Origin of the sequence: Pseudomonas sp. NBRC 111124, from assembly GCF_001320245.1 — a bacterium.
Classification (GTDB): Bacteria; Pseudomonadota; Gammaproteobacteria; order Pseudomonadales; family Pseudomonadaceae; genus Aquipseudomonas.
On the sequence record NZ_BCBA01000017.1, the window covers coordinates 1 to 12,691 of the forward strand.

The 12,691-nt window shown below is 60.9% G+C and carries 16 protein-coding genes; 6 read left to right on the forward strand and 10 right to left on the reverse strand.

Annotated features, from left to right (window positions below):
- From APH28_RS08780 to APH28_RS08790, 3 genes are all read left to right on the forward strand, one after another.
- Nucleotides 1-547: phosphoheptose isomerase (locus APH28_RS08780; protein WP_060508558.1), on the forward strand; the 547-nt coding region annotated here is incomplete at its 5' end.
- The gene (locus APH28_RS08785) at nucleotides 544-1,122 is read left to right on the forward strand and encodes a BON domain-containing protein (RefSeq protein WP_027918007.1); all 579 of its coding nucleotides are present in this window, start codon (nucleotides 544-546) and stop codon (nucleotides 1,120-1,122) included. The genes APH28_RS08780 and APH28_RS08785, both read left to right, overlap by 4 nt.
- Before the next feature lie 45 nt (nucleotides 1,123-1,167).
- Nucleotides 1,168-1,386: a YgdI/YgdR family lipoprotein gene (locus APH28_RS08790; RefSeq protein ID WP_060508559.1), complete on the forward strand. Its 219-nt coding sequence runs from the start codon at nucleotides 1,168-1,170 to the stop codon at nucleotides 1,384-1,386.
- Between the two features lie 51 nt (nucleotides 1,387-1,437).
- Here APH28_RS08790 and APH28_RS08795 read toward each other — a convergent pair whose 3' ends face one another.
- The 7 genes from APH28_RS08795 to rplM all read right to left on the reverse strand — a co-directional run bounded on the left by APH28_RS08795 (nucleotide 1,438) and on the right by rplM (nucleotide 6,304).
- Nucleotides 1,438-1,869 (reverse strand): ClpXP protease specificity-enhancing factor, encoded by a 432-nt coding sequence (locus APH28_RS08795; RefSeq protein ID WP_060508560.1) that lies wholly within the window; start codon nucleotides 1,867-1,869, stop codon nucleotides 1,438-1,440.
- Nucleotides 1,870-1,879: 10 nt separating this feature from the next.
- Nucleotides 1,880-2,503 (reverse strand): glutathione S-transferase N-terminal domain-containing protein, encoded by a 624-nt coding sequence (locus APH28_RS08800; protein WP_060508561.1) that lies wholly within the window; start codon nucleotides 2,501-2,503, stop codon nucleotides 1,880-1,882.
- Nucleotides 2,504-2,620: 117 nt separating this feature from the next.
- Nucleotides 2,621-3,400 (reverse strand): cytochrome c1, encoded by a 780-nt coding sequence (locus APH28_RS08805; protein ID WP_060508562.1) that lies wholly within the window; start codon nucleotides 3,398-3,400, stop codon nucleotides 2,621-2,623.
- Nucleotides 3,400-4,611: a cytochrome bc complex cytochrome b subunit gene (locus APH28_RS08810; protein ID WP_060508563.1), complete on the reverse strand. Its 1,212-nt coding sequence runs from the start codon at nucleotides 4,609-4,611 to the stop codon at nucleotides 3,400-3,402. Before APH28_RS08810 ends, APH28_RS08805 begins: the two co-directional genes overlap by 1 nt.
- Entirely contained in the window at nucleotides 4,611-5,204 is a 594-nt protein-coding gene (gene petA / locus APH28_RS08815; RefSeq protein ID WP_060508564.1) for a ubiquinol-cytochrome c reductase iron-sulfur subunit, read from the reverse strand. The genes APH28_RS08810 and petA overlap by 1 nt, the downstream gene beginning before the upstream one ends.
- A gap of 264 nt (nucleotides 5,205-5,468) precedes the next feature.
- Nucleotides 5,469-5,861, reverse strand: a complete 393-nt coding sequence (gene rpsI / locus APH28_RS08820) for a 30S ribosomal protein S9 (protein ID WP_003260797.1) — start codon at nucleotides 5,859-5,861, stop codon at nucleotides 5,469-5,471.
- Between the two features lie 14 nt (nucleotides 5,862-5,875).
- Nucleotides 5,876-6,304: a 50S ribosomal protein L13 gene (gene rplM / locus APH28_RS08825; protein WP_003260798.1), complete on the reverse strand. Its 429-nt coding sequence runs from the start codon at nucleotides 6,302-6,304 to the stop codon at nucleotides 5,876-5,878.
- A gap of 257 nt (nucleotides 6,305-6,561) precedes the next feature.
- Between rplM and APH28_RS08830 the strand changes: the two genes are divergently transcribed.
- Nucleotides 6,562-7,602, forward strand: a complete 1,041-nt coding sequence (locus APH28_RS08830; RefSeq protein ID WP_060508565.1) for an NADP(H)-dependent aldo-keto reductase — start codon at nucleotides 6,562-6,564, stop codon at nucleotides 7,600-7,602.
- Between the two features lie 189 nt (nucleotides 7,603-7,791).
- Nucleotides 7,792-8,712 (forward strand): GlxA family transcriptional regulator, encoded by a 921-nt coding sequence (locus APH28_RS08835; RefSeq protein ID WP_177334251.1) that lies wholly within the window; start codon nucleotides 7,792-7,794, stop codon nucleotides 8,710-8,712.
- A 116-nt stretch (nucleotides 8,713-8,828) separates the two neighbouring features.
- On the opposite strand, the gene zapE is transcribed toward APH28_RS08835, so the two are convergent.
- From zapE to APH28_RS08850, 3 genes are all read right to left on the reverse strand, one after another.
- Nucleotides 8,829-9,923, reverse strand: a complete 1,095-nt coding sequence (gene zapE, locus APH28_RS08840) for a cell division protein ZapE (RefSeq protein WP_060508566.1) — start codon at nucleotides 9,921-9,923, stop codon at nucleotides 8,829-8,831.
- A gap of 166 nt (nucleotides 9,924-10,089) precedes the next feature.
- Nucleotides 10,090-11,439: a tryptophan--tRNA ligase gene (locus APH28_RS08845; protein ID WP_060508567.1), complete on the reverse strand. Its 1,350-nt coding sequence runs from the start codon at nucleotides 11,437-11,439 to the stop codon at nucleotides 10,090-10,092.
- 14 nt (nucleotides 11,440-11,453) lie between these two features.
- Nucleotides 11,454-12,098, reverse strand: coding sequence for an alpha/beta hydrolase (locus APH28_RS08850; RefSeq protein WP_060508568.1), 645 nt, complete (start codon nucleotides 12,096-12,098; stop codon nucleotides 11,454-11,456).
- 135 nt (nucleotides 12,099-12,233) lie between these two features.
- Between APH28_RS08850 and APH28_RS08855 the strand changes: the two genes are divergently transcribed.
- On the forward strand, nucleotides 12,234-12,671 hold the full coding sequence (locus tag APH28_RS08855; protein WP_060508569.1) for a YhcB family protein: 438 nt from the start codon (nucleotides 12,234-12,236) through the stop codon (nucleotides 12,669-12,671).
- Nucleotides 12,672-12,691: the final 20 nt, after the last annotated feature.

Here is a 12,691-nt window from a genome sequence, read left to right on the forward strand (position 1 = left end):
CACCAAGCAACAGGCAATGGACATCCTGGCACCGCACATCGAGCAGGCAAGCCTGGTCATGGTCAATGCGCTGCTCAACGAGGGCAAGATGCTCGCCTGCGGCAACGGCGGCTCGGCCGGCGATGCCCAGCACTTCTCTTCGGAGCTGCTCAACCGTTTCGAACGTGAGCGCCCGAGCCTGCCGGCCATCGCCCTGACCACCGACAGCTCGACGCTGACCTCGATCGCCAACGATTACAGCTACAACGAGATTTTCTCCAAGCAGATCCGCGCCTTGGGCCAACCCGGCGACGTGCTGCTGGCGATTTCGACCAGCGGCAACTCTGCCAACGTGATTCAAGCGATCCAGGCCGCACATGATCGCGAAATGATTGTCGTAGCATTGACCGGACGTGATGGTGGCGGCATGGCTTCACTGCTGCTGCCCGAAGACGTCGAAATCCGCGTACCGTCGACGGTCACCGCACGTATCCAGGAAGTCCACCTGCTGGCGATCCACTGCCTTTGCGATCTGATCGACAGCCAATTGTTCGGGAGTGAAGAATGACCCCCATACGCCTCGGCCTGATGGCCCTGACACTGTGCCTTAGCGTCACCGGTTGCAGCTCGGTACTGAACTCGACCCGCAACTCGCCGATCGAGGATGATCGCGGCACCCGTACCATCGGCAGCAAGATCGATGACTCGCTGATCGAGACCAAGGCTTCGGTCAACATTGCCAAGGCCAGCCCAGACCTGGACAAGAGCTCGCACATTGTCGTCAGCAGCTACAACGGCATCGTCCTGCTCGCCGGCCAAACCCCGCGCGCCGACCTCAAGAGCCTGGCTGAACAGACCGCTAGCCAGGTCCAGCGCGTGAAGAAAGTGCACAACGAACTGCAGGTGATGCAGCCCTCCTCCATCCTGGCGCGCAACAACGACGCCTGGCTGACCACCAAGATCAAGACCCAGATGCTCACTGACAATGCCGTGCCCAGCTCGCGCATCAAGGTGATCACCGAGAACGGCATCGTCTACCTGCTGGGCCTGGTGACTCAGCAAGAGGCCAACTCCGCCACTGCCGTGGTTCAGGGCGTGTCTGGCGTGCAGAAGATCGTCAAGCTGTTCGAGTACATCGACTGATCAAGTATCAACCTGCTCCAACCCCAGCTATTCAGGAAACACCGCATGAAAAAGCTTTTGCTGCCCGCCCTGCTGTTCGGCACCTTCGCCGCCCTGGCAGGCTGCTCCACCCCAAGCCTGATCACCCTCAACGACGGCCGCGAAATCCAGGCCGTCGATACGCCGCACTTCGAGAAGGACACAGGCTTCTACGAGTTCCAACAACTCGACGGCAAGCGCACCCGCATCAATCGCGATCAGGTCCGCACCATCAGCGACCTGTAAGCGCAACCTCGCGGCAAATAAAAAGGCGATCCATTCGGATCGCCTTTTTTGTTACTTGACCACCTTCAGGCTAGGCCGCCCGCTTGGGCGCGGCGGCTGGCTACCCCCTTCCGGCGGGCCGTCATCATCCGGCTCGACCTCTTCGTCTTCCAGCTCATCGCCGTCCATCAGCGGCGGCTCAAGCTCGAAGACCATGCCTTGGCCGTTCTCGCGGGCATAGATACCCAGGATGGCACCAGCCGGCACAAACAACGAATGGGCAACACCACTGAAGCGACCCTCGAAGCTCACGGCGTCGTTGTCCATGTGCAGATTGCGCACGGCACTCGGCGAAATATTCAGCACGATCTGGCCATCACTGGCGAAACCTTGTGGCACCTGAACTGCCGGGAATTCGGCATTGACCAGCATATGGGGCGTGCAATCGTTGTCGACGATCCACTCGTACAGTGCTCGAACCAGATAGGGGCGACTGGAGTTCATCAACGGCTCCTTAAAGCTTGCGCATTTCACGTTCAACGGAGGACAGGCTCGCCTGGAAGGGCTCGCGGGCGAATTGTCGCTCCATGTAATCCAGCAGCGGCTTGGCTTGCCGCGGCAATTCGATACCCATTACCGGCAAGCGCCAGAGTATGGGCAATAGACAACAGTCGACCAGGCTTTGATCCTCGCTCATGAAACAAGCGAACTCGCCAAACAACGGCGATACACCGGTCAGGCTCTCGCGCAATGCCTTGCGCGCCTCGGCACGGGCGGCCTCGGTGCTGCGCGGGCCAAGAATGATATCAGCCAGGGCGCACCAGTCGCGCTGGATGCGGTGCATCAGCAGACGGCTGTTACCACGCGCCACCGGGTACACCGGCATCAGTGGCGGATGTGGATAACGCTCCTCGAGGTATTCCATCACCACGGTCGACTCATACAACGCCAGGTCACGATCGACCAAGGTCGGCACGCTGCCGTAAGGGTTCACCTCTGCCAGCTTGGCCGGCAGCCGCGCAGGATCGACGTCGATGACCTGCACGCTGACGCCCTTCTCGGCGAGCACAAGGCGTACTCGATGAGAATAATGGTCAGCAGGGTCGGAATAACAGGCTAACCGGTTGGTTGCGCCCATGTAGCGCCTCCTCGCAGGGGATGCTTGTAAAACTCTAAATGAAAACGCGCCCGCGGGGACCTGGCACATTTGCCAGGCCCCCGCAGGCGCGTTCAACTACCAGAAATTACTGCGTGATCAGTGCACGTCCTTCCAGTATTCGCGCTTGAGCAAGTAGGCAAATACGAAGAAGAAAGCCAGGTACAGCAACACGTAGGTACCGATGCGCTGGCTTTCCAGTTTGACCGGGTTGGCCGAATAGGCCAGGAAGGTCACCAGGTTCTTGACCTTCTCGTCGAACTGCTCGGCGTTCAGGGTACCGGAATTCGGCGTAATGGTCAGCTGGTCACAGGCCTCATGCGTCAGCGGACTGCCCGTCAACGGGTCGAATTGCTTCTTGCCATCGACCACCATCTGCACCTGCTTGCAGCCAACCACCTGATTGCCCTGCAGGCCGACCAGCACGTTAGGCATGCCGACGTTCGGGAACACCTTGTTGTTGACCCCGTACGGGCGCGACGTGTCCTCATAGAAGCTGCGCAGGTAGGTGTACAACCAGTCGGTACCTCGCACCCGGGCGACCAGGGTCAGGTCGGGCGGCGCGGCACCGAACCAGGTCTTGGCATCGCTGGGCTGCATGCCGATCTGCATGTGGTCGCCGATCTTGGCGCCAGTGAACACCAGCTTCTCGAGCATCAGCTCATGGGGGATGCCAAGGTCATCGGCCACCCGCTCGTAACGCTGGAACTTGGCGCTGTGGCAACCCATGCAATAGTTGGCGAAGGTGCGCGCACCGTCTTGCATGGCCGCTTTGTCGGTGAGATCGATATCGACCTTGTCCAGCTCCAGGCCATGCTCGGCAGCGAAGGAAAAGGCAGGCATCACTGCCAGTAAAAATACTGCAATCAACTTTTTCATCAGCCAGTCACCCTTTCCGGAACCGGTTTGGTCTTCTCGAGCCTTGTGTAGAACGGCATCAGCAGGAAGTAGGCGAAGTACAGCACCGTGCATACCTGCGACAGCAAGGTACGGCCAGGAGTAGGTGCCAGGACGCCGAGAATGCCGAGGATGACGAAGGCAATGCAGAACACCAGGAGGAAGACCTTGCTGAGCCAGCCCTTGTAGCGCATGGAACGTACCGGGCTGCGGTCGAGCCAGGGCAGCACGAACAACACGGCAATCGCCGCACCCATGGCGATTACACCCATGAGCTTGTCAGGCACCGCGCGCAGGATCGCGTAGAACGGCGTGAAGTACCACACAGGGGCGATATGCTCCGGAGTCTTGAACGCGTTCGCCTGCTCGAAGTTGGGTTTTTCCAGGAAGTAACCGCCCATTTCGGGGAAGAAGAACACCACGGCGCAGAACACGAAGAGGAACACCACCACGCCGACAATGTCCTTGACGGTGTAGTACGGGTGGAACGGAATGCCGTCGAGCGGGATGCCGTTTTCATCCTTTTTCTTCTTGATGTCCACACCATCGGGGTTATTGGAACCTACTTCGTGCAGGGCCAGGATGTGCAGCACCACCAGGCCGAGAATCACGATCGGCAGGGCCACCACATGCAGGGCGAAGAAGCGGTTCAGGGTGATGCCCGAGATCAGGTAGTCACCGCGGATCCACTGCGTCAGGTCGCCACCAATCACCGGAATGGCACCGAACAGCGAGATGATCACCTGGGCACCCCAGTACGACATCTGCCCCCAAGGCAGCAGGTAGCCCATGAAGGCTTCGGCCATCAATGCCAGGTAGATCAGCATGCCGAACAGCCATACCAGCTCGCGGGGCTTCTGGTAAGAGCCATAAAGCAGGCCGCGGAACATGTGCAGGTAGACCACGATGAAGAACGCCGAGGCACCGGTGGAGTGCAGGTAGCGCAGGATCCAGCCGTACTCGACGTCGCGCATGATGTACTCGACCGAGGCAAAGGCCTCTTCCGCCGAGGGCGTGAAACTCATGGTCAGCCACACGCCAGTGACGATCTGGTTGACCAGCACCAGCAGCGCCAGCGAGCCGAAGAAATACAGGAAGTTGAAGTTCTTGGGCGCGTAATACTTGCTCAGGTGGTCTTCCCACATCTTGGTCGCGGGGAAGCGAGCGTCAATCCAGTCCATGAACTTGCTCATCATGCTTTCTCCTGGTCGACGCCGATGACGACGATGTCGTCCGACTCATACGAGTGCGGCGGCACTGGCAGGTTAAGAGGCGCCGGCTGCGACTTGTAGACACGACCGGCCAGGTCGTAGTGGGAGCCGTGGCATGGGCAAAAATAGCCACCGACCCACTTCGGCCCGAGGTCTGCGGGCGCAACTTCCGGGCGGAAGGTCGGCGAGCAGCCCAGGTGGGTGCAGAGGCCGACAAGAATGAGGATTTCTGGCTTGATCGAGCGAACTTCAGGGTCGACATAGGTCGGTTGCACCGAGTTCTTCGATTCAGGATCAGAGAGGTCACCTTCGATCTTCTTCAGGTTGCCGAGGATCTCCGCCGTTCGCCGTACGATGAACACCGGCTGGCCACGCCATTCGGCAACCATCTGCTGCCCCGGCTCGACCTTGGCTATATTGACCTTCACCGGTGCACCGGCGGCCTTCGCCTTGGCACTGGGAAACCATGACCCCACGAACGGTACCGCAGCCCCCACTGCCCCCGCTGCCCCGACCACGGATGTCGCGGCTACGAGGAAGCGGCGCCGGCCTGCGTTGACGCCGTCATTGCTCATTCAGTCCTCTCCCATCAGCTTTGCTTGGCCAGTTGGACCTGGCCTGTACTTAGGTTGTGTCTGTGGCATTAAAAATTGGCCGTCATGGTAAGAAACAAATCCACACAGTGACAAGGTGATTACCCCCACAAGGAGCTATAACCCGCGCTTTGCTTGATCTGTGTCTATACGACCAGCGGTCACCGACATGCTGACAGGTTAGTTCAAGGACAAAAAAAAGCCCGGTTCCAAGGAACCGGGCTTTTTTCGACTGCCGAAGCGGTATTAACGCTTGGAGTACTGAGGACGCTTACGCGCTTTACGCAGGCCCACTTTCTTACGCTCAACTTCACGAGCGTCGCGGGTGACGTAGCCAGCACGACGCAGAGCGCCACGCAGGGTTTCGTCGTATTCCATCAGAGCGCGGGTGATACCGTGACGGATCGCACCGGCCTGACCGCTGACACCACCACCGGAAACGGTGACGTAGATGTCGAACTTCTCAACGGTTTCGGTCAGCTCGAGCGGCTGGCGAACAACCATGCGAGCGGTTTCGCGACCGAAGAACACGTCCAGAGAACGGTTGTTGATGGAAATGTTACCAGTACCCGGACGCAGGAAAACGCGAGCGGTTGCGGTCTTGCGACGGCCAGTGCCGTAATTTTGAGTCGCCGACATAATGAACTTTCCCGTTAGATCTTCAGTTCTTGAGGCTGCTGAGCAGTGTGTGGGTGAGCAGCACCCGCGTACACTTTCAGCTTACGGTACATGTCGCGACCCAGCGGGTTCTTAGGCAGCATGCCCTTGACCGCGGTTTCGATAACACGCTCAGGGGCCTTGGCGATCAACTTCTCGAAGTTGATTTCCTTGATGCCGCCTGGGAAACCGGAGTGGGAGTAGTACATTTTGTCGGAAGACTTGGCACCAGTCACACGAACCTGTTCAGCGTTGATGACGACGATGTAGTCGCCGGTGTCAACGTGAGGGGTGTATTCTGGTTTGTGCTTGCCACGCAGACGGCTAGCGATTTCGGTAGCCAGACGACCCAGGGTCTGGCCAGCGGCGTCGACTACGAACCACTCGCGCTTTACTGTTTCCGGTTTAGCAGTAAAAGTTTTCATTCTCTAAAGCCTCAGAGGCCGCCCAGCGAAAAATAGACGGCGAATCTTACTGGATAGTGCACAACTTGCCAAGGGCAAGCGCGCAGCCGAACGCTGACGCTTTTGGGGGCTCGGGTCGGGCACGCCAATGTTCGACGGGGTTCTTCCTGCGTGGCGGTGCATCACTCCCACCACACGGAGAGGTGCAGAATTATCCAGATTGCGAGAAAAATTTCAACCTGCTTTGATGGGCTTCTCAGCCAAGGAGAGTTTTCCCGATGGAATACCGCAAGCTCGGTCGTACCGACCTCGACGTCAGCGCCCTGTGCCTGGGCACCATGACCTGGGGCGAGCAGAACACCCAGGACGAGGCCTTCGAGCAGATTACCCTGGCCAAGGCCAGCGGCATCAACTTCATCGACACCGCCGAAATGTACCCGGTGCCGCCGCGCCCCGAGACCTACGCTGCCACCGAGCGCATCATCGGCAACTGGTTCCGCGCCAACGGCGACCGCGATGACTGGGTACTGGCCAGCAAGGTCGCCGGCCCCGGCAACGGCATCAGCCACATTCGCGACGGCCAGCTCAAGCACAACCGTCAGCACATCGTTGCCGCGCTGGACGAGAGCCTCAAGCGGCTGCAGACCGACCGCATCGACCTCTACCAGTTGCACTGGCCGGAGCGCAGCACCAACTTCTTCGGCAAGCTCGGTTACCAGCACCTGGCCAACGACCTGTTCACCCCGCTGGAAGAAACCCTCGAAGTGCTCGACGAGCAGGTGCGAGCCGGCAAGATCCGCCACATCGGCCTGTCCAACGAAACCCCGTGGGGCACTCTGAAATTCCTGCACCTGGCCGAGACCCGTGGCTGGCCGCGGGCGGTGTCGATCCAGAACCCTTACAACCTGCTCAACCGCAGCTTCGAAGTGGGCCTGGCGGAAGTGGCGATCCGCGAGCAATGCGGCCTGCTGGCCTATTCGCCACTGGCGTTCGGCATGCTGTCGGGCAAGTACGAGAATGGCGCTCGGCCAGAGAAAGGCCGCCTGACCCTGTTCAGCCGCTTCGCCCGCTATTCCAACCCGCAGACCGTGGCGGCCTGTAGCCGTTATGTGCAGCTGGCCCAGGCACATGGACTGGACCCGGCGCAGATGGCCCTGGCGTTCGTGACCCGGCAACCATTCGTGACCAGCAACATCATCGGCGCGACCGACCTCGTGCAGCTGCAGAGCAACCTCGACAGCCTGCAGCTGAACCTCAGCGACGAGCTGCTGGCGGCAATTGAAGCGATCCATCAGGAGCAGCCGAACCCGGCACCTTGACAAGAATGGGGTCGCTTCGCGGCCCCTCTGCTGCACGGGGTAGACACAATCGCCAAAAAATAAGACGATCCAGCCGGTGATTGACCACTCTACCCTATAAGAACAATGACAATGATGTTTACCCAACCCTCCGCGTCGTTGCGGCGCGTCAGCATCCTGGCCATTGACAAGGTGTTCGCTTCGACCCTGATGCAGGCCAAGGATTTCTTCCACCTCGCCAGCTTGCGCTACAGCAAGCAGCTGGGCCTGGGCTTGCAGCCCATGTTCGAGATTCGCCTGGTGAGCCCCGATGGCCAGCCGGTGGACAGCTTCAGCAATGTGCAGCTGCCGGTCGATGGTGGCCTTGATGATGCCGACGTGATCATCCTCCCAGCCTACTGGGACGATTTCGACAACCTCCTGCAACGCTACCCACAGGTGCTGCCGTGGCTGCGCGAACAGCACGCCCGTGGCGCGGTGTTGTGCGCCGAAGCCAGCGGGGTATTCTGGTTGGCCGAATCCGGCCTGCTCGACGGCAAGGAGGCGACCACCTACTGGCGCTTCTTCAACAGCTTCGCCGAGCGCTTCCCGAAGATCCGCCTGAACCAGGACAAGCACCTGACCGACGCCGACAACCTGTACTGCGCCGGCGGCACCACTTCAGCCTGTGACCTGTACATCTACCTGATCGAGCGCTTCTGCGGTGCCAACGTGGCGCGCGCCGTGGCCCGCGACATCCTCTACGAAGTGCAGCGCAACTACACGCCTGGGCGCATGGGCTTCGGCGGCCAGAAGCTGCACCAGGACCTGATCATCCTGCAGATCCAGCACTGGCTGGAGGAACACTTCGCCGACAAGTTCCGCTTCGAGGACGTCGCCCGCAACCATGGCATGAGCATCCGCAACTTCATGCGGCGCTTCCAGGGGGCGACCGGCGACAAGCCGTTGCACTACCTGCAGCGGTTACGCATCGAGACGGCCAAGGGGCTGCTGTCGAGTACGCGCAAGAGCATCAAGACCATCAGCTATGAGGTCGGCTATGACGATGCGAGTTTCTTTGCGCGGTTGTTTCGCCAGCACACGGAGTTGTCGCCGAACCAGTATCGGCAGCAGTTCGTGCAAGAGGCTTGAAGCATAGGGGCTGCTTTGCAGCCCTTTCGCGACACGAGGCCGCTCCTACAGGGGAACGCGATTTCCTGTAGGAGCGGCCTCGTGTCGCGAAAGGGCCGCAAAGCGGCCCCGGGATCTTATGGCTTGTGCGCGCGCGACAGGAATTCGTGCGACTGCATTTCCAGCAACCGGCTCAGGGTGCGCTGGAACTCGAAGCTCAGGCGCCCGCCGGTGTACAGGTCCTTCAGCTCCACCTCAGCCGAGATGATCAGCTTGACGTTGCGGTCGTAGAACTCGTCCACCATGTTGATGAAGCGGCGGGCGATGTCGTCGGTTGCGACGCCCATCTGCTCCACGTTGCTCAGCAGCACGGCATGGAAGATCTTGCCCAGTTCGATGTAGTCGTTCTGGCTGCGCGGCCCGTCGCACAGGGCGCGGAAGTCGAACCAGGCAACGTCGTCGCAGGTGCGCAGGGCGTTGATCGGGCGGTTTTCGATCATCAGCACGTCGTTCTCGACGGCCTGGGTGCACTCGGGCGTCAGCGCCTTGAAGCTGGCGCGCATGCTCTGGTGCGCTGCGTCATTGAGCGGATAGTGGAACAGTTCGGCCTGCTCCAGATGACGCAGACGGTAGTCGACGCCGCTGTCAACGTTCACCACGTCGGTGTACTGCTTGATCATGGCAATGGCCGGCAGGAAGCGCGCGCGCTGCAGGCCGTCCTTGTACAGGCCGTCGGGGACGATGTTGGAAGTCGCCACCAGCGTGACACCATTCTTGAACAGCTCTTCCATCAGGGTGCCGAGGATCATGGCATCGGTGATGTCGGAAACGAAGAATTCGTCGAAGCAGATCACCTTGGCTTCTTCGCTGAAGCGCTTGGCGATGAGAGTCAGCGGGTTCTTCTCGCCTTTGAGGGTTTTCATTTCCTCGTGGACGCGCTTCATGAAGCGGTGGAAGTGCGTGCGCATCTTCTGCTTGAACGGCAGCGCTTCGTAGAAGGTGTCGACCAGATAGGTCTTGCCGCGCCCTACGCCACCCCAGAAGTACAGGCCTTTGACTGGCGTCTGCTCCTTCTTGCCGAACAGCTTGCCGAACACGCCCGGCTTGTTGTTCTGCGCGTGCACCAGGTCGTCGTACAGACGCTGCAAGTGACGCACCGCAGTTTCCTGCGCCGCGTCATGGAAGAAGTCGGGACGTTTCAGATCTGCTTGATATCGTTCTAGGGGCGTCATGATTTCGTTAGCGAGGCAACAAAAAACGGGCCGTCACTGTAGCGACAGGCCCGCTTAATGGCAATCAGACTTGCGTCAATATGCCTCATCCATGCCAGCAAAGTGCTGGATGGCACCGGCCATGCCGGTGTTCGCGGGGCAAGCCCGCTCCTACAGGCGAAATGCCTCAGTCCGGCTGTGGCGCAAGGGCTACACGCAGGCTTTCGATCGCCGAATCACGGGCTTCGGCGCTATCGAACTGCGGCCCGTCGGCAACCTGTTCGTCGTTCAGCCACAGGCTGAAACCGAGGCCGTCAACCCGCACATCGGCGTCGCCGCCCTGCTGCAGCTGCTTGCTCACGGCACCGGCACTCTTGCCGTCGGCGAAGCTGCGCGACAGCAGCAGTTGCTCGCCATCGGCGGCCAGCAGGCGGAAGCGGAAGCTGCCCTCCTCATCACGGAAGCTGACGAAGCGCGCGCTCTTGGCGGCTTTCTTCTTCACTTCGGTGTTGGCCTGCACGCTGCTGCGGAACGAGCGCAGGCCAACGGCCTCACGCAGCTGCTCGAGGAACGGGGTGGCGATCTTGCGGGCCTTGGCGGCGCCGGCGAGGAGGATGTCCTCCAGGTCCGCCGGGCGCGCGATCAGCTGGTGGTAGTGCTCGCGCTTCTCGGCCAGCTGGCCGTCGAGCAGCTGGAACAGGCGCTGTTTGGCCTCGCCCCAGCCCAGGCCCTGCAGCAGTTCTTCGCGGAATTCGGCGCACTGCGCCGGCGTCGAGAAGGCCTGGAACAGGGTGAACAGGTGCGAATTGTCCGGGTCCTTGGCTTCGCCAGGCGCACGCGAGTCGGTGACGATGCGCGAGATGGCGTCCTTCATGTCCTTGGCGCTGGTAAACAGCGGGATGGTGTTGTCGTAGCTCTTGGACATCTTGCGACCGTCCAGGCCCGGCAAGGTCGCCACGCTCTCCTCGATCACCGCCTCCGGCAGGGCGAAGAAGTCGTTGCCCTGGCCGAACAGGTGGTTGAAGCGCTGGCCGATGTCGCGGGCCATTTCCACGTGCTGGATCTGGTCACGGCCGACCGGCACCTTGTTGGCGTTGAACATCAGGATGTCGGCGGCCATCAGCACCGGGTAGCTGTAAAGGCCCATGGTCACGCCGGCATCCGGGTCTTCGCCGGCTTCCAGGTTCTTGTCCACCGAGGCCTTGTAGGCGTGGGCGCGGTTGAGCAGGCCCTTGGCCGCGACGCAGGTCAGCAGCCAGGTCAGCTCGGGGATCTCGGGGATGTCGGACTGGCGGTAGAAGGTCACCTTCGCCGGATCCAGACCACCGGCCAGCCAGGTGGCGGCGATTTCCAGGCGCGAGCGCTGGATGCGCAGCGGGTCGTCGCACTTGATCAGGGCGTGGTAGTCGGCCAGGAAGTAGAACGAGTCGACACCCGGCTGCTGGCTGGCGACGATCGCCGGGCGGATGGCGCCGGCGTAGTTGCCCAGGTGCGGGGTGCCGGTGGTGGTGATACCGGTGAGGATGCGCGTGGTCATGGGTGTTCGCTTATTCAGGCTTGGCTCAATTCGAGGCGCGGCAGCAGCAGATCCTTCAGATCGGTCAGCTTGCCATGGAAGAAGTGTCCGCATTCTGCCACTTTCAGCAGCTCATGGGGGCGCCCCAGTGCGTCGGACCATTCGTAAACCAGCTGCGGATCGACGACTTCGTCGGCGTCAGGCTGCACCACAGCAATCGGGCAACGCTGCGGCAGCGGGAAGTCGGCAGTCAGGCGCATCACCGCCGGGGCGATCATGAACAGCTGTTGCAGCGCCACCCCTTGCGCTTCCAGGCGCCCGGCCAGGCTGGTGGCGACGAAGCCACCGAATGAGAAGCCCATCAACACCAGCGGCAATTCCGGGTGCTTCGCGCGCAGCCAGGCTGCGGCGGCCTCGGCATCGGCCACCTCGCCAGCGCCCATGTCATGGCTGCCGGCGCTCTGGCCAACACCGCGGTAGTTGAAGCGCAGGGTCACGTAGCCGGCGTCGCGGGCGGTGCGCTGCAGGGTCGAGACCACCTTGTTGAGCATGGTGCCGCCCTGAACCGGGTTGGGGTGGCAGATCAGCACCGCACCGCGGGCATCGGCCACATCCAGGTACAAGGCTTCCAGCTGGCCGATCGGGCCGTCGATGAACAAGGGGGTTTCGCGAACAAGCAAGGCACTACTCCGTGACCTCGAAGGGGGTCGTTTCGTCTAGGTGAGGAATTCTGTTCTGATTTGCGATCGCTCGCGGTATACAGCGCAGGTCTGAGCCGTTAACGTAAAGCAAAGCCGTTTATAGAGGAAGGACTCGTGGAACTCTCGCTCCTTGTTTGGTTGTTGCCAACCCTGGCCCTGGTCATCGGTGTGGCGGTCGGTTTCATCGTGGCCCGCCTGTTGCCCAATGCGGCGCCCAGCAGCACCCAGCGTCAGCTGGACGATATCCAGCAGCGCTTCGACAATTACCAGAATGAAGTGGTAACCCATTTCAACAGCACCGCACTGCTGGTCAAGAAGCTGACCCAGAGCTACCAGGATGTGCAGGATCACCTGGCCGAAGGCGCCAACAACCTGGCCCTCGATGACGTCACCCGCCAGCGCCTGCTCGCCGCGCTGCACTCCGAGGGTAGCCAGGGTCCACGTGACCGCCTGACCCCGCCAAAAGACACCGCTGAAGTGCCACGTGACTATGCACCGAAGTCGCCAAACTCGCCGGGCATGCTCGACGAGAGCTACGGGCTCAAGCGTTGATCTGCTGAACATGAAAAAGG

What these genes read in the sequence shown, in the direction of transcription:
- APH28_RS08785 (WP_027918007.1), top strand. Translation starts at nt 544, where the DNA reads ATGACCCCCATACGCCTCGGCCTGATGGCCCTGACACTGTGCCTTAGC.
- APH28_RS08790 (WP_060508559.1), top strand. Translation starts at nt 1,168, where the DNA reads ATGAAAAAGCTTTTGCTGCCCGCCCTGCTGTTCGGCACCTTCGCCGCC.
- APH28_RS08795 (WP_060508560.1), bottom strand. Translation starts at nt 1,869, where the DNA reads ATGAACTCCAGTCGCCCCTATCTGGTTCGAGCACTGTACGAGTGGATC.
- APH28_RS08800 (WP_060508561.1), bottom strand. Translation starts at nt 2,503, where the DNA reads ATGGGCGCAACCAACCGGTTAGCCTGTTATTCCGACCCTGCTGACCAT.
- APH28_RS08805 (WP_060508562.1), bottom strand. Translation starts at nt 3,400, where the DNA reads ATGAAAAAGTTGATTGCAGTATTTTTACTGGCAGTGATGCCTGCCTTT.
- APH28_RS08810 (WP_060508563.1), bottom strand. Translation starts at nt 4,611, where the DNA reads ATGAGCAAGTTCATGGACTGGATTGACGCTCGCTTCCCCGCGACCAAG.
- petA (WP_060508564.1), bottom strand. Translation starts at nt 5,204, where the DNA reads ATGAGCAATGACGGCGTCAACGCAGGCCGGCGCCGCTTCCTCGTAGCC.
- rpsI (WP_003260797.1), bottom strand. Translation starts at nt 5,861, where the DNA reads ATGTCGGCGACTCAAAATTACGGCACTGGCCGTCGCAAGACCGCAACC.
- rplM (WP_003260798.1), bottom strand. Translation starts at nt 6,304, where the DNA reads ATGAAAACTTTTACTGCTAAACCGGAAACAGTAAAGCGCGAGTGGTTC.
- APH28_RS08830 (WP_060508565.1), top strand. Translation starts at nt 6,562, where the DNA reads ATGGAATACCGCAAGCTCGGTCGTACCGACCTCGACGTCAGCGCCCTG.
- APH28_RS08835 (WP_177334251.1), top strand. Translation starts at nt 7,792, where the DNA reads ATGCAGGCCAAGGATTTCTTCCACCTCGCCAGCTTGCGCTACAGCAAG.
- zapE (WP_060508566.1), bottom strand. Translation starts at nt 9,923, where the DNA reads ATGACGCCCCTAGAACGATATCAAGCAGATCTGAAACGTCCCGACTTC.
- APH28_RS08845 (WP_060508567.1), bottom strand. Translation starts at nt 11,439, where the DNA reads ATGACCACGCGCATCCTCACCGGTATCACCACCACCGGCACCCCGCAC.